Origin of the sequence: Micrococcus sp. HMSC067E09 (assembly GCF_001812555.1) — a bacterium.
Taxonomy (GTDB): Bacteria; Actinomycetota; Actinomycetes; order Actinomycetales; family Micrococcaceae; genus Micrococcus; species Micrococcus lylae.
In genome coordinates this window covers 30,106-44,410 of sequence record NZ_KV809452.1, presented here as the reverse complement: position 1 = coordinate 44,410, position 14,305 = coordinate 30,106, and the positions used below count along the sequence as shown (strand labels likewise).

17 protein-coding genes are annotated in these 14,305 nt (G+C 73.2%); 13 read left to right on the top strand and 4 right to left on the bottom strand.

Translation table 11 applies throughout. The annotated features are described in order from the left end of the window. Nucleotides 1–81: 81 nt before the first annotated feature. The 13 genes from rimM (at nucleotide 82) to HMPREF2863_RS09590 (ending at nucleotide 10,360) form a co-directional block, all read left to right on the top strand. The gene (gene rimM / locus HMPREF2863_RS09650) at nucleotides 82–651 is read left to right on the top strand and encodes a ribosome maturation factor RimM (RefSeq protein WP_070639730.1); all 570 of its coding nucleotides are present in this window, start codon (nucleotides 82–84) and stop codon (nucleotides 649–651) included. Between the two features lie 3 nt (nucleotides 652–654). After that, entirely contained in the window at nucleotides 655–1,359 is a 705-nt protein-coding gene (gene trmD, locus HMPREF2863_RS09645; RefSeq protein ID WP_070639728.1) for a tRNA (guanosine(37)-N1)-methyltransferase TrmD, read from the top strand. A 205-nt stretch (nucleotides 1,360–1,564) separates the two neighbouring features. After that, nucleotides 1,565–1,918, top strand: coding sequence for a 50S ribosomal protein L19 (rplS, locus tag HMPREF2863_RS09640; RefSeq protein WP_067190281.1), 354 nt, complete (start codon nucleotides 1,565–1,567; stop codon nucleotides 1,916–1,918). Between the two features lie 37 nt (nucleotides 1,919–1,955). After that, entirely contained in the window at nucleotides 1,956–2,690 is a 735-nt protein-coding gene (lepB, locus tag HMPREF2863_RS09635) for a signal peptidase I (RefSeq protein ID WP_070639726.1), read from the top strand. Then, nucleotides 2,687–3,364, top strand: coding sequence for a signal peptidase I (lepB, locus tag HMPREF2863_RS09630; RefSeq protein ID WP_245232036.1), 678 nt, complete (start codon nucleotides 2,687–2,689; stop codon nucleotides 3,362–3,364). The genes lepB (HMPREF2863_RS09635) and lepB (HMPREF2863_RS09630) overlap by 4 nt, the downstream gene beginning before the upstream one ends. After that, nucleotides 3,361–4,137 (top strand): ribonuclease HII, encoded by a 777-nt coding sequence (locus HMPREF2863_RS09625; RefSeq protein ID WP_067190277.1) that lies wholly within the window; start codon nucleotides 3,361–3,363, stop codon nucleotides 4,135–4,137. Before lepB (HMPREF2863_RS09630) ends, HMPREF2863_RS09625 begins: the two co-directional genes overlap by 4 nt. Next, nucleotides 4,134–4,469 (top strand): DUF2469 domain-containing protein, encoded by a 336-nt coding sequence (locus HMPREF2863_RS09620; protein WP_067190312.1) that lies wholly within the window; start codon nucleotides 4,134–4,136, stop codon nucleotides 4,467–4,469. Before HMPREF2863_RS09625 ends, HMPREF2863_RS09620 begins: the two co-directional genes overlap by 4 nt. 107 nt (nucleotides 4,470–4,576) lie before the next feature. Next, nucleotides 4,577–5,035, top strand: a complete 459-nt coding sequence (locus HMPREF2863_RS09615) for a YraN family protein (RefSeq protein WP_067190275.1) — start codon at nucleotides 4,577–4,579, stop codon at nucleotides 5,033–5,035. After that, entirely contained in the window at nucleotides 5,032–6,627 is a 1,596-nt protein-coding gene (locus tag HMPREF2863_RS09610; RefSeq protein WP_070639724.1) for a YifB family Mg chelatase-like AAA ATPase, read from the top strand. Before HMPREF2863_RS09615 ends, HMPREF2863_RS09610 begins: the two co-directional genes overlap by 4 nt. After that, nucleotides 6,624–7,991 carry a DNA-processing protein DprA gene (gene dprA / locus HMPREF2863_RS09605; RefSeq protein WP_082739784.1) on the top strand — a complete coding sequence of 456 codons (1,368 nt, stop codon included), beginning with the start codon at nucleotides 6,624–6,626 and terminating at the stop codon, nucleotides 7,989–7,991. The genes HMPREF2863_RS09610 and dprA overlap by 4 nt, the downstream gene beginning before the upstream one ends. Beyond that, the gene (locus tag HMPREF2863_RS09600) at nucleotides 7,988–9,025 is read left to right on the top strand and encodes a tyrosine recombinase XerC (protein ID WP_083315358.1); all 1,038 of its coding nucleotides are present in this window, start codon (nucleotides 7,988–7,990) and stop codon (nucleotides 9,023–9,025) included. The genes dprA and HMPREF2863_RS09600 overlap by 4 nt, the downstream gene beginning before the upstream one ends. Before the next feature lie 228 nt (nucleotides 9,026–9,253). Then, on the top strand, nucleotides 9,254–9,757 hold the full coding sequence (locus tag HMPREF2863_RS09595) for a DUF3145 domain-containing protein (RefSeq protein WP_067190271.1): 504 nt from the start codon (nucleotides 9,254–9,256) through the stop codon (nucleotides 9,755–9,757). Nucleotides 9,758–10,033: 276 nt separating this feature from the next. Then, a complete protein-coding gene (locus HMPREF2863_RS09590; RefSeq protein WP_067190269.1) occupies nucleotides 10,034–10,360 on the top strand; it encodes an RNHCP domain-containing protein in 327 nt (108 codons plus the stop codon). A 162-nt stretch (nucleotides 10,361–10,522) separates the two neighbouring features. Here the strand turns inward: HMPREF2863_RS09590 and HMPREF2863_RS09585 are convergent, their stop codons facing one another. The 4 genes from HMPREF2863_RS09585 to HMPREF2863_RS09570 form a co-directional block, all read right to left on the bottom strand. Further along, nucleotides 10,523–11,770 carry a beta-ketoacyl-[acyl-carrier-protein] synthase family protein gene (locus HMPREF2863_RS09585; RefSeq protein WP_067190267.1) on the bottom strand — a complete coding sequence of 416 codons (1,248 nt, stop codon included), beginning with the start codon at nucleotides 11,768–11,770 and terminating at the stop codon, nucleotides 10,523–10,525. Between the two features lie 177 nt (nucleotides 11,771–11,947). Beyond that, nucleotides 11,948–12,193, bottom strand: coding sequence for an acyl carrier protein (locus HMPREF2863_RS09580; RefSeq protein ID WP_067190265.1), 246 nt, complete (start codon nucleotides 12,191–12,193; stop codon nucleotides 11,948–11,950). A 64-nt stretch (nucleotides 12,194–12,257) separates the two neighbouring features. Continuing rightward, the gene (locus HMPREF2863_RS09575) at nucleotides 12,258–13,310 is read right to left on the bottom strand and encodes a beta-ketoacyl-ACP synthase III (protein ID WP_067190263.1); all 1,053 of its coding nucleotides are present in this window, start codon (nucleotides 13,308–13,310) and stop codon (nucleotides 12,258–12,260) included. A 38-nt stretch (nucleotides 13,311–13,348) separates the two neighbouring features. After that, on the bottom strand, nucleotides 13,349–14,272 hold the full coding sequence (locus tag HMPREF2863_RS09570; RefSeq protein ID WP_070639720.1) for an ACP S-malonyltransferase: 924 nt from the start codon (nucleotides 14,270–14,272) through the stop codon (nucleotides 13,349–13,351). Between the last annotated feature and the right edge of the window lie 33 nt (nucleotides 14,273–14,305).

The window sequence follows — 14,305 nt, the reverse complement described above, 5'->3', positions numbered from 1 at the left end:
GCCGCCACCGGTAGAACGGTGGCGGCGGGCCGTCGTCGTCCCCGCATCCAGAACGTCCGTCCCACCCGAGGAGACACCCGCATGAGCACCCGCACCGAGGGCCTGGTTCGCCTGGCCCGCATCGGCAAGCCACACGGCATCCGTGGCGAAGTGACGGTCCAGCTGTTCACCGATGACCCCGAGACCCGCTTCGCCCCGGGCTCCGTGCTCACGGCCGAGGGGCCTGCCGGCACCCCGGCCGAGCTGACGGTCACCCGAGCGCGGTGGAACAAGCAGATCCTCGTCCTCGGCTTCGAGCAGTCCCCGGACCGCAACGCGGCCGAGGCGCTGCGCGGCACCCAGCTGTTCGCCGCCCCGGAGGACCGGGCCGAGGACGACGAGTGGTACGAGGACGACCTTCTCGACCTCGCCGTCGAGGCCGACGGGCGCCGCATCGGCACCGTGGTCGGTCTGATCACCGGCACCGCCCAGGACCTGCTGGAGATCGCCGTCGAGGGGCGCGACGAGCCGGTCCTCGTGCCCTTCGTGGAGGAGATCGTGCCGGAGGTGGACGAGGAGCGCGGCGTCGTGCTGCTGACCCCGCCGCCCGGACTGCTCGACCTGAACGAGCCGGGCGCCGACCAGGCCCCCGGCGTGGAGCCGGAGGCCTGAGCTGTGCGCATCGACGTCGTCTCGATCTTCCCGGACTACCTGTCCGCGCTGGACATCTCCCTGATCGGCCGTGCACGTCAGGACGGTCTGCTGGACGTGCGCGTCCACGACCTGCGCGAGCACACCCACGACCGCCACCGCACGGTGGACGACACCCCGTACGGCGGCGGCGCCGGCATGGTCATGAAGCCGGAGCCGTGGGCCGAGGCGCTCGAGGCCGTGGCCGCGGACTCGCCGGTGGAGCGGCCCACCCTGCTCGTCCCGACCCCGTCCGGCACCGTCTTCTCCCAGCCGCTGGCCCGTGAGCTCGCCGAGCACGAGCACCTCGTGTTCGCCTGCGGCCGCTACGAGGGCATCGACGAGCGCGTGTTCCAGTGGGCGGCCGAGCGGTTCGACGTCCGCCTGGTCAGCCTCGGCGACTACGTGCTCAACGGGGGAGAGGTGGCCGTGCTCGCGATGGTCGAGGCGGTGGGGCGCCTGATCCCGGGCGTGATCGGCAACCCGGAGTCGCTCGTGGAGGAGTCCCATGAGGACGGGCTGCTGGAGTACCCGGTGTACACGAAGCCCGCCAGCTGGCGGGGTCACGACGTGCCGCCGGTGCTGCTCTCCGGCGACCACGGGAAGATCGCCGCATGGCGTCGCGCCCAGCAGCTGGAGCGCACCCGGCAGCGCCGTCCCGACCTGCTTGCCCAGGAGCCGTCGGCCTGAGCCCGATGTATGGCATAATGGTGCCTTGCGTCTGCTGGGCGTCGCACCTGCCACAGGGGGTCGGCGTCGACAGCGAGACCACCGGGTCGCGGCCATCGCCGGACCCGGTCACACCGCTTCCGGTCCCCGTCCTGTCCCGCCGCGGACACGGGGCCGGCCTGTCCAGCGCGGGGGACCTGTGGCGTCCGCGTGAGGAGTATGCGACATGCACATCCTTGACTCTTTCGACAACGCCTCGCTGCGCACCGACATCCCGGAGTTCGCCCCCGGCGACACCGTGAAGGTGCACGTGAACATCGTCGAGGGCAAGACCGCCCGCGTCCAGGTGTTCCAGGGCTACGTCATGGGCCGTTCCGGCCATGGCGTGCGCGAGACCTTCCGCGTCCGCAAGGTGTCCTTCGGTGTGGGTGTGGAGCGTGTCTTCCCGGTGCACTCCCCGGTCATCGAGAAGATCGAGCTCGTCACCAAGGGCGACGTGCGCCGCGCGAAGCTGTACTACATGCGCGATCGTCACGGCAAGGCCGCCCGCATCCGCGAGAAGCGCGCCGACGCCAAGTGATCGTCCCTGGACACGGCCTGCCGTGCCCGGTCATGCGATGACGCAGCTGGAGCCCCGAGACCCCCGTCGGTCCCGGGGCTCCGCTGTGTCTGCCGAGGGCGGCGAGTCCGACCGGGGCATCCGCTGGCTGCGGAACATCGGGCTGACGGTGGCCGTGGCCGTGGTGCTGGCGGCGGTCCTGCGGGCGCTGGTGGGGCCGGTCTACCTCATCCCCTCCGGGTCGATGGAACCCACCCTGATGCCCGGCGACCGCGTGCGCGTGGACACCTCCCACGAGCAGGGACAGGGGCTGGAGCGCGGGGACGTGGTGGTCTTCGACGGTTCCGGCAGCCTCGCGCCCTACCGCTCCCGGACGAGCCTGGACCGGGCGCTGGAGGACCTCGTCGTCTGGTGGGGCCTGGGCGCCAGATCGGACGTCTACGTCAAGCGCGTCGTCGCCCTTCCCGGGGACACGGTGCGCTGCTGCGGGGACGACGGCCGCCTCGAGATCGACGGGGTGCCTGTCGACGAGCCCTACCTCGGCCGTGCCGTGGACGCCGGCCACCCGGCCAGCGGCACCGAGTTCGAGTTCTCGGTCCCGGAGGGCCGCATGGTCGTCCTCGGGGACAACCGCTCGGACTCGCTGGACTCGCGTGCCCTGCTCGGCGCCCCGGGCGGCGGGCTGATCGGCCTGGACTCGGTGGTCGGGACCGCGGAGGACGTCGTCTGGCCCCTGGGCCGGCGGGGCGCCCTGGACGGACCCGCCGCCTCGACCGGGGAGGGGGCGCCGTGAGCGGCTCCACCACGTGGAAGCGCGTGGGGCCCACCCTCCGCCAGGTCCTCGTGATCGTTGCGGTCGTCCTGCTGCTCACCGGCCTGATCCGCCTGTTCCTGGTCCGCGTCTACCACATACCCTCCGAGTCGATGGAGGACACCCTGCAGGTCGGGGACCGCGTGGCGGTGTCCCTGCTCGTCCCGCAGGTGATGGACCTGCGCCGTGGCGACGTCGTGGTGTTCCGGGACACCAAGGGCTGGCTGCCGGCGGTGCACGACGACGGCCTCGTCACCTCCGTCCTGCGGGTCGCCGGGCTCGTGCCCGAGCGGACCGACGAGAACGTCGTCAAGCGAGTGGTGGGGCTTCCCGGCGACCACGTCCGCTGGGAGCCCGGCGACGCCGGCCTGACGGTGAACGGCGTCGAGGTCACCGAACCGTACCTGTTCGCGGGCGACGCCCCCTCCGAGGAACCGTTCGACGTCGTCGTCCCCGCAGGACGCCTGTGGGTCCTCGGCGACCATCGCAGCCGCTCCGCGGACTCGCGCGCCCACCGGGACGGCCCGGGCGCCGGCTTCGTCTCCGTGGACGACGTCGTCGGACGTGCCGAGGCCCGCGTGTGGCCGGTGTCCCGCTGGGGGAGCGCCGGGTCGGATCCGGACACCTTCGCCGGCGTGCCGGAGGCGTCACGATGAGCCCGCGCCGCCCCGTGATCACCGCCGGACTGCACCTGGAGTCCGCCCTGGCCCAGACCCGGGGCGCCACGGCGCAGACGCCCCTGCTCGTCGCCGGCATGGACGAGGTGGGCCGCGGCGCGATGGCCGGTCCGGCCGTCGTCGGAGCCGTGGCCGTCCGGGTGCCGACCGACGAGGCGCCGCCGCCCGTCCGGGACTCCAAGGCCCTCACGGACCGCCGCCGGCGGAGCCTCGTGCCGGAGGTCCTCGACTGGGCGGCCGCCGTCGGCATCGGGGAGGCCAGTCCCGCGGAGATCGACGAGCACGGGCTCTCGACGGCCCTGGCCCTGGCCGGGCGTCGGGCCTGGTCCGTGCTGTGCCGCAACGCCGGCGCCGAACCGGTCGCCCTGATCCTGGACGGCCGTGACGACTGGCTGACCCGCGGCACAGGCCGCGAGGTCGTGGACGAGGTGCCGGGGCCGGTGCCGCCGGTCCCGCAGATGGTGGTGAAGGCCGAGGACCAGGCCGCCACGGTCGCCGGCGCCTCCATCACCGCGAAGGTGTACCGTGACGATCTGATGATCGCGCTGCACGAGGAGTTCCCCGCCTACGGGTGGGCGGGCAACAAGGGCTACGGCTCGGCCGAGCACCGCGCCGCGATCGAGCAGGACGGCGCCGTCGTCCACCACCGCCGATCCTGGGCGCTGCCGGTGCGGCGCGTCGAGGAGCCCGCGCTGTTCGCGTGGGGCGAGGACACCGGGCCCGACGACGGGCGGGAAGGAGCATGGCCGTGAGCGCCGACGACCTGGAGGACTTCGAGTCCGAGGCCGAGCTGCTGCTGTACCGCGAGTACCGGGACGTGGTCGGCCTGTTCCGCTACGTGGTGGAGACCGAGCGCCGGTTCTACCTGGCCAACGAGGTGTCCCTGACGCCGCACCGCTCCGGTGGCGACGTGTTCTTCGAGCTCACCCTCGAGGACGCCTGGGTCTGGGACGTCTACCGTCACGCCCGGTTCATCAAGCGCGTGCGCGTCCTGACCTTCAAGGACGTGAACATCGAGGAGCTCCCGGCGAACCCCGACCTCTCGCTGCCGCCGGACGGCCCCGGCGGACCCTTCGGCGGCTGACGGGTCCGCGGTCCTGTCCTGCACAGGCCGCTGCGTCCTCCACATTCGGGGTGTGGGCCTGCACGGCCGTCCCCGGGACGCCCATCGTGGTGGCAGGAGGTGGTCCCATGCAGACCCCGAAGACGTCCCCGGCACCCGACCCCGCCGTCCACCCGGCCTCGGAGCCGCCCACCGGATCGCGCCTGGACCGGCCCCGCTCGAGCACCGCCCGCACCGCTCTCGGTCGCTTCGGCGAGGACGCTGCCGCAGTCTGGCTGGCCGGCCACGGCTACAGCGTCGTGGAGCGGAACTGGCGCGGCGCCGGCGGTGAGCTGGACCTGATCGCCCTGCAGGACGGCTGGTGGGTCGCCGTCGAGGTGAAGACCCGCTCGGGCCTGGGCTTCGGCGACCCGTTCGAGGCGATCGGCCCGCGCAAGCTCGCCCGCCTGCACCGTCTCATGCGGCAGTGGCACGCCCAGTCCGGGATCGCCCGGCGCGAGGAGCCGTGGCGGGTGGACGCCGTCGCGGTGCTCGTGGTGCCGGGGGAGGCGCCCCGCTTCGACCTGCTGACGGACGTGCGCCCATGAGCCGCATCGGACGCACCCGCTCGATCACGCTCGCCGGTCTGCGCGGCACGGTGGTGGAGGTCGAGGCGGACATCGCCCAGTCCCTGCCCGGCTTCACTCTGCTCGGTCTTCCGGACCAGTCGCTGCAGGAGAGCCGTGACCGCATCCGCTCCGCCGCCCGCAACGCCGGGCTGCCGCTCACCCGGCGTCATCTCACGGTGAACCTGCTGCCGGCCGGTGTGCAGAAGCGGGGGGCGGGACACGATCTGGCGATCGTCCTTGCGGCGTACGCCGCGGAGGGGAAGGTCTCCGGCGTCCATGGCCCGGTGTTCCTCGCCGAGCTCGGCCTGGACGGCTCCCTGCACGGGCCGTCGGACATGGTCGCCATGGCGATGGCCGCGGTGGACGCCGGGCTGCCGGACATGGTCGTCGCGGCCGACGCCGTCGACCAGGCGGCACTGGTCCCCGGCGCCCGGGTGCGCGGCTTCGCACACCTGCACCACGTGGTCCATGCCTTCGGCGGCAAGCCGGACCCGGTGCCGGGGGTGCGCCCCGAGGCCCTCATGGTCCGCCCCGGGGAGGCGGCAGGAAGCTCCTGCCGTCCCGACGGCGGCCGCCGCACCTCCGGCGCGCCCCTCGCCGCGCCCGAGGGCGTCCCCGACCTGTCGGAGGTCGTCGGACAGTGGGAGGCCCGCTATGCGCTCGAGGTCGCCGCCGCCGGCGGCCACCACCTGCTGCTGTCCGGCCGACCTGGTGCGGGGAAGACGATGCTCGCCGAGCGCCTGCCCGGCATCCTGCCGGAGCTGGACGACCGCACCGCGCTCGAGGCCGCGGCCCTGGCATCGCTGCGCTCGGACGGCCCCGCGCCCACCAGGTTGGACACCCGGCCGTCCTTCCAGGCACCCCACCACTCGGCCTCCATGCCCGCGCTCGTGGGAGGAGGCAGCGGGCTCGCGCGCCCCGGAGCAGCATCGCTGGCCCACGGCGGAGTGCTCTTCCTGGACGAAGCACCCGAGTTCGACCGGCGCAGCCTGGAGGCGCTGCGTCAGCCGCTGGAGGCCGGCGAGGTCGTCCTCCACCGCGCCCACGGCACCGTCCGCTACCCGGCGCGCTTCCAGCTGGTCCTGGCCGCGAACCCCTGCCCGTGCGGCTACGGCGCGGGATCCGGGGCGCAGTGTCGGTGCACCGTGCTGCAACGACGACGCTATGCCGACAGACTCTCCGGTCCGCTGCTGGACCGGGTGGACGTGCAGGTCACCGTCGCCCCGGTCACAGGGGCGGAGCTGGGATCCCCGGCCGGGGCGGAGGCCTCCGCCGCGGTCGCGGCCCGGGTGCGAGCAGCGGTCGGCGCCCAGCGCGAACGATGGGGAGAGGCCAACGGGCGAATCTCCGGGGCGCTGCTGCGTCGGGGTCGGTTCGCCGTCCCGCCCGCCGCCAGGGCCGCCGCCGACGCCGCGGTCGACGCCGGCTGGCTCAGTGCCCGCGGCCACGCCCGTGTGCTGAGGCTGGCCTGGACCGTCGCGGACCTTCGCGGGGCCACCGTGCCGGCCGCCGAGGACGTGGACGTCGCCCTGCACCTGCGCCGCCGTCACGACGAGGAGGCCGCCGCATGACTCCGAACCCCACCACCCGGCCCCTTGCGGGGCTCGACGCCCCCACGGCTGCCAGCGATCGGCCACGGCACCGGGACTCCGTGCGCCTGGCGCGCGCCGCACTGACGCGACTCATCGAGCCCGGCGACGAGACCGCGCTGACTGTGATCGACGTCCTCGGCGCCGAGCACGCGCTGGTCGTCCTCACCGGCCGGTGCCGACCGACCGGCGAGGAGGAGGACGCGCTCGCCGAAGCGTGCGGAGCAGGCGGCGACTCCTGGCGGCGACGGTTCGCGGCGGGGCTGCGCCGTTGGGGCACCCGCTCCACCACACTCGCACCGGAGCGGGACCTGGTGGCCATGCACCGGCTCGGCGGCGGACTGCTGGTCCCGGAAGACGCCGCCTGGCCCTCCTGCCTGGACGACCTGGGCCACCGCAGACCCATCGCCCTCTGGACGCGAGGACCAGGTGTCCTTCCGGAGCAGGCGCGCACCCTGGCCGTGGTCGGCAGCCGTGAGGCCACCCCCTACGGACGGGCGGTCACCGGGCAGGTGGTGGCACCGCTCGCCGCCGAGGGCGTCACCGTCCTGTCCGGGGGCGCCTACGGCATCGATGGGCACGCCCACCGCGTCGCCCTCGAGGCCGGACACGGACGCCCTCCCACCGTCGCCGTGCTCGCCGGGGGACTGGACCGCTTCTACCCGGCCGGGCACGAGGACCTGCTGCGCGCCGTCATGGATCAGGGCCTGCTGCTCTCCGAGATGCCGCCCGGGGCCAGCCCGACGCGCCACCGCTTCCTGCACCGCAACAGGCTGATCGCAGGGCTGGCCGCCGGGGTGCTCGTCGTCGAGGCGCGGTGGCGGTCCGGGGCCCAGAACACCGCGTCCCACGCCCTGGGCCTCGGCCGGGAGCTCGGTGTGGTCCCGGGGCCGATCACCTCACCCAGCTCTGCCGGCTGCCACCGCCTCCTCAGGGACACCCCCGCCCGGCTCGTCACCGACGTGGACGGGGTCCGCGAGCTGCTCGGTGCGGGCGGGTCCTGCGGGCCGCTGCCCGCCGCCCACGGCCCTGCGGGGACGCCGTCGAGTCCCTCGGCGCATGCCGCCGCGCCCGTCGGCGGACAGCAGGCCAGGCCCGAGGACGCGCTGTCCGAGCAGGAGCTGCTCGTCTTCGACGCCCTCCCGGTGCGCGCCCACGCCACCCTCGACCGCCTCACCGTGGCAGCGGGGATGCCGGTGCCGATGCTGCTGCCGGTCCTCCAGCGCCTCGCCCGGGCCGGGCTGGCCGAGGAGAGGGATCGTCGCTGGCGGCGCGGATCGCGGGCCGCGGCTCGGCGGGCAGGCTCCGCCGGCGCCGGCACCGAGGAGAGCACAATGAAGGGATGACCCCGTACCAGGACCGTCGCGCCGAGGCATCCCGCCGGGGCTCCGGCGCAGAGATCGGCGACCAATGCTCCGCCGCCGACCTCGCGAGGCTCGAGGCGTTCGCGGATCACCAACGCCACGAGCTGCACCGCAGTGAGAACACCGTCCGCGCCTATGAGACCGACCTGCGGGACCTGCTCGTGCATCTGCGCATCGAGCATCCGGAGACCACCGGGCCGGCGGCCCCGACCGGGGTGAGTGCCCTGGACGCCGTCGACCTCACCGACCTGCGGCGCTGGCTGGCCGGGATGGCCCGCGGCGGCCTGGCCCGCGCCACGCTCGCCCGTCGTGTCAGCAGCGTGCGGACCTACATGGCCTGGGCCGTGCGCGAGGGCCTGCGTGAGGACGACCCCACCGTCCGTCTGGCCTCTCCCACGGCCGACTCCACGCTGCCGCCGGTGCTCCAACGGCAGCAGGTGGGCCGTCTCCTGTCCGGCCTGTCCGAGGCGGTCGCCGCCGCGGATGAAGCCGAGGATCCCATCGCGGCCGGCGTGGCGCGCCGCGACCTCGCCGTACTGGAGCTGCTCTACGCCACCGGCATCCGCGTGGCCGAGCTTGCGGGACTGGACGTGGACGACCTGGACCGGGCTCGGCGCACGCTCACCGTGGTCGGCAAGGGAGACCGCCAGCGCACCGTCCCGTACGGAGGTCCCGCCGCGCAGGCACTCGAGGACTGGCTGGAGCACGGACGCTCCCGGCTGGCTCGCGCCGCCTCCGGACCGGCGCTGTTCCTCGGCACACGTGGAGGGCGGATCGGCGTCCGCCAGGTGCGTGCCGTCGTCGACCGATCCTTGGAGGGACTGGGCGACACCTCGGCCCGCGGGCCGCACGCCCTCCGACACACCGCCGCCACCCACCTGTTGGACGGCGGCGCGGACCTGCGCAGCGTCCAGGAGGTCCTCGGACACTCCTCCCTCCAGACCACCCAGGTCTACACACACGTGTCGATCGACCGCCTGCGCGAGGGATACCGGCAGGCGCACCCGCGCGCCTGAGCCGGTCACGACACGGCGACGGAATCGGCCGCCGTCGTTGCCCGCACCCGTCGGAGGGTGCACAATGGACCCGACGTGTCAGCGTCGTCGTCGCCGTCCCAGGACGGAGGAGGCAGGGGTGACACGTCCTCACAACCGAAGAGCGTGGAACACCGCCGGGCCCTCACCCAGGGCGTCAGAGCAGCGTGGTCGTAGGGGAAGACGTACCGCACTGCATCCGGAGGAAACATGTCCCACGTCGAGACCCGCGGAGTGGTCCACATCCACTCCGCCCCTGCAGCGCTCTGCCCGCATGTCGAGTGGGCACTGGGCTCTGCTCTGGGCACCCATGTCAGCGTCGACTGGTCGGCGCAGCCGGCCGCGCCCGGACACTACCGCGCTGAACTGCACTGGACCGCCGCGCAGGGCACCGGCGCGGCGTTGGCCTCTGCCCTCCGCGGCTGGGCCCATCTGCGCTACGAGGTCACCGAGGAGGCCTCCGCCGGCTGCGACGGCTCGCGCTGGTCCCATACCCCCGAGCTGGGCATCTTCCACGCCACCACCGACGTCACCGGCAACATCATGGTGTCCGAGGACCGCATCCGCTACGCCTACGAGCAGGGCGCCGGAGACCCCACCGCCGTGTTCCACGAGCTCTCCCTCGCTCTCGGCGAGGCCTGGGACGAGGAGCTCGAGCCGTTCCGCCAGGCCGTGGAGGGCGCCCCCGTCCGCTGGCTCCGCGAGGTCGGCTGACCGCCTGAGTCGTCCGCTTGCGCTCCCGCGCGTCCCCGACCTTGCGCTCCCGCGCATCCTCGACACTGTGCGGCGGGCAGCGGGCGGAGGCGGCCACACTCCCACGGTCCCCGGCCGGCACAGACCGACGGCCCCCGCACCGGATGGCGGGGGCCGTCGTCGTGTCTCGGCTTCAGACCCGGCCGCTGCCCGCACAGGCTCGTGCCGCCCAGACGTCCCCGGCCGCCGTCCCGGCTACGCTGTCAGCAGTCCCCACGCCGAAGGAGCCCCTCACCCATGTCCCGGTCCACCGAGAACACGGAGTTCGACTGTGCCGCCTGCGGGAAGCACGTGCTGCCGCTGAACAACGGCTCCTACCGGAACCACTGCCCGTTCTGCCTGGCCTCCGTCCACGTGGACGTCATGCCGGGGGACCGGGCCTCCGAGTGCCGGGGCGTCATGACGGCCGAGCAGATCGACTACCACCCGAAGAAGGGCTTCCAGATCGTCCACGTGTGCTCCCGCTGCGGGCACCGGCAGCGGAACAAGGTGGCCGAGAACTGCCGCCAGCCGGACGACCGCGAGGCGATCATGAGGATCCAGTCCCGCAACACCCCGTGGTGAGCGGTCCGGCAGGACATCCGCAGGCAGGCAGGACATCCCCGAGCAGCGCGCAGACGGCCGCATCGCATCGTCGCCGGGATGTCAGGAAGGGCCGGATCCGGAGAGCAACCTCCGGGCCCGGCCCTTCTGGCGTGCAGCCGCCGTTCGTCGGCGCGGCCGAGATCAGTACGAGGTGAACACGGCGACGGCGTTGTGTCCGCCGAAGCCGAAGGAGTTCTTCACCACGGCGCGGTCGCCCTCGGGCAGCTCGGCCGGGGTGCCGGTGACCACGTTGAGCGGGATCTGGGGGTCCTGGTTGTCCAGGTTGATGGTGACCGGGGCCTTGCCGTGGTGCACGGCCAGCACCGAGAGCACCGATTCGATCGCGCCGGAGGCGCCGAGCAGGTGGCCCGTCTGGGACTTGGTGGCGGAGACCTTCACCTGCTCGACGTGGTCGCCGAAGACGGCACGCATGGCCAGGTACTCCGGCTTGTCGCCGACCGGGGTGGAGGTGGCGTGGGCGTTCACGTGGCACACCTGCTCCGGGGAGAGGCCGGCGTCCTCCAGGGCCGCGCGCATGGCGCGGGTGGCGCCCAGGCCCTCCGGCTCCGGCGCCGTGATGTGGTGGGAGTCGGAGGTGACGCCGGTGCCGGCCAGGCGGGCGTAGACGCGGGCGCCGCGTGCCTTGGCGTGCTCCTCGGACTCGATGATCATCACGCCTGCGCCCTCGCCGAGCACGAAGCCGTCACGGTCCACGTCGTAGGGGCGGGAGGCAGCCTGGGGGTCGTCGTTGCGCTTGGACATGGCCTGCATGGCGCAGAAGGCGCCGATCGGCAGCGGATGGATGGCGGCCTCGGTGGACCCGGTCATGACGATGTCCGCCTTGCCGGAGCGGATGAGCTGCAGGGCGAGGTCGAGGGACTCGGTGCCGGAGGCGCAGGCGGAGACCACGGTGCGGGCGCCGCCGCGGGCGCCGAACTCCAGGGACAGCGCACCGGCGGCGCCGTTCGGCATGAGCATCGGCACGGTCATGGGCATCACGCGGCGCGGGCCGCGCTCGCGCAGGGTGTCCCAGCCCTCCAGGAGGGTCCACACACCGCCGATGCCGGTGCCGAAGGCGATCGCGAAGCGGTCGTGGTCGATGTCCGCGTCCTCACCGAAGCCCGCGTCCGCCCAGGCTTCACGGGCGGCCACGGTGGCCATCTGCATGGACGGGTCCTGGCGCTTCAGCTCGACCTTCTTCAGCACCTCGGAGGTCGGGACGGCGAGCTCCGCAGCGAAGGTCACCGGAAGGTCGTGCTTCTCCACCCACTCGTGCTCAAGAGTGCGGGCACCCGGGGTGCCGGCCAGCGCGTTCGCCCAGAAGGAGGGCACGTCGCCGCCGATCGGCGTGGTGGCGCCCAGGCCGGTGATGACTGCGGTGCGGGTCATGGTGTCTGCTGTCCCCTCGATTCGGCCGTCCTCGGACGGATTCGTCAGTGTCTGTAGTGCCGGCGGATGCGGCGCCGATGCTGCGCGGGCCCCAGCGGCTGAGGGGCCGGGGACGCGGAATGCGTCCCCGGCCGATGCCGACGGTGTCGCCGCGCTGGCGGGCGTCGGGCGTCAGGCTCAGGCCTGGGCGCCCTCGATGTAGTCCACGGCGTCCTGGACGGTCTTGAGGTTCTTGACCTCCTCGTCCGGGATCTTCACGTCGAACTTCTCCTCGGCGTTGACCACGATGGTCATCATCGAAATCGAGTCGATGTCCAGGTCATCGGTGAAGGACTTCTCCGGCTGGACCTCCTCGGTCTCCAGACCGGTCTCCTCGTTCACGATCTCGGCCAGGCCGGCGAGGATCTCTTCCTTGGAAGCCATGGTGGCGTCTCCTTTGTTGGTTGCGGAATGGGTACGTTGGTCAGTGAATCATGTGTCTGGCGTCTCAGGGGAGACGCACGACCTGGGCGCCGTAGACCAGCCCGGCGCCGAAGCCGATCTGCAGGGCGAGGCCGCCGCTGAGCTGCGGCTGCTCCTGCAGGAGTCTGTGCATGGCCAGGGGGATGGACGCGGCCGACGTGTTGCCGGCATCCGCGATGTCCCGGGCGACCACCACGGAGTCCGGCAGCTTCAGCTGCTTGGCGAACTCGTCGATGATGCGCATGTTGGCCTGGTGGGGGATGAACGCGGCCAGGTCCTCCGGCTGCACGCCCGCGGCGTCGACGGCCTGTTGGGCGACCTTCGCCATGGACCACACTGCCCAGCGGAAGACGGACGGGCCGTCCTGGCGCAGGGTCGGCCAGGCCGTGTGCTCTCCTCCCGTGAGGCAGGAGGCGTCAGCGGCCTCGATGGCCTGATCCACGGTCTGCTTCATGTCCAGCAGGGAGTGGGTCATGCGAATCGTCTCCCAGCGGGCGCCCTCAGAGCCCCACACGGAGCGGGAGATGCCCGGCTCGTCTGTGGCGGAGACGACCACGGCGCCGGCGCCGTCGCCGAGCAGGAAGGAGATGGAGCGGTCTGTGGGGTCCACGAGGTCGGACAGGCGTTCGACGCCGACCACCAGCACGTGCTCGGCCATGCCGGAGCGCACCAGGGCATCGGCCTGGGCCACGCCGTAGCAGTAGCCGGCGCATGCGGCGGAGACGTCGAAGGCCGGTGCCGGGGTGGCACCCAGGGCTTCGGCGAGAAGCGCCGCAGCGGAGGGCGTCTGATACGGGAAGGAAACGGTGGCGACGATGACGGCGCCCAGGTCCGCCCCGGTCAGCCCCGCGGCGTCGAGGGCCTCCCGGGCGGCCCCCTCGGCCATCATGGGCACGGTCTCCTCTGGGGTGGCGCGCTGGCGGGTCACGATGCCCGTGCGTTGACGGATCCACTCGTCAGAGGAGTCGATCGGTCCGACGAGCTCCTCGTTCGGGACGAGGTTCTTCGGGCGGTATGCGCCGACCGCGCTGATGCGGCTGCCGGCGACGGGGGTGGTCTGGTTCAGGGTGACGTTCACGAGGTGCTTCCCTCCGTAGGTCGAGCGGTCCGGCCGTGTCAGGCGGTGTGCTCGGCGATGAACTCGGCGGCCGTGGAGAGGTCGTCGGGGGTCTTGAGCGCGCACACCCGGGTGCCGCGCAGGCCTCGCTTGGCGAGGCCGGTCAGGGTGCCGCCGGGCAGCACCTCGAGGATGCCGGTGACGCCGCGGGCGGCCATCGCCTCCATGCAGAGGTCCCAGCGCACCGGGCGGGTCACCTGTCCGACAATCCGGTCGAGGGCGTCGGCGCCGGATGCGACGGCCTCGCCGTCCCGGTTGGACAGCAGCTCCACCCGCGGATCCTCGGGGGAGAGGCCTGCGACGTGCTCGCTGAGCGCAGGCACCGCCGAGGCCATGTACTCGGTGTGGAAGGCTCCGGCGACCTTCAGCGGGATGACGCGGGCCTTGGCGGGGGCGTCCTCGCCGAGAGCCGCAAGTTTCTCGACGGCGCCGGCGGCGACGGTCTGGCCGGCTCCGTTCACGTTGGCGGGGGTGAGGCCGTGGTCGGCGATCGCGGCGAGGACCTCGTCCTGGTCTCCGCCCACGACGGCCGCCATGCCGGTCGGGGCCGAGGCCGCGGCCTCGGCCATGCCGTCCGCGCGGACCCTCACCAGGGCGGCGGCCTCCTCGGCGGTCAGCACGCCGGCCAGGGCCGCCGCGGTGATCTCGCCGACCGAGTGCCCGGCCAGGAGGACCTTCTCGCCGCCGACGGCGTCCAGGTCCAGTGCGTGTGCCGAGACGAGGCCTGCGGCGACGATCAGGCGCTGGGCCACCGCTGTGTCCTTGATGGTCTCCTCATCCGAGACCGTGCCGTGCTCCGCCAGGTCCATGCCGGACGTCTCGGAGAGCCGACCGAGCAGCTCGGCGGCGCCGTCGAGCTCGAGCCAGGGGGCGAGGAAGCCGGGCGTCTGGGATCCCTGTCCGGGGCACACGATCGCAAGCATGGCCTCCACTCTTCCAGGTGGACGCACTCAGCG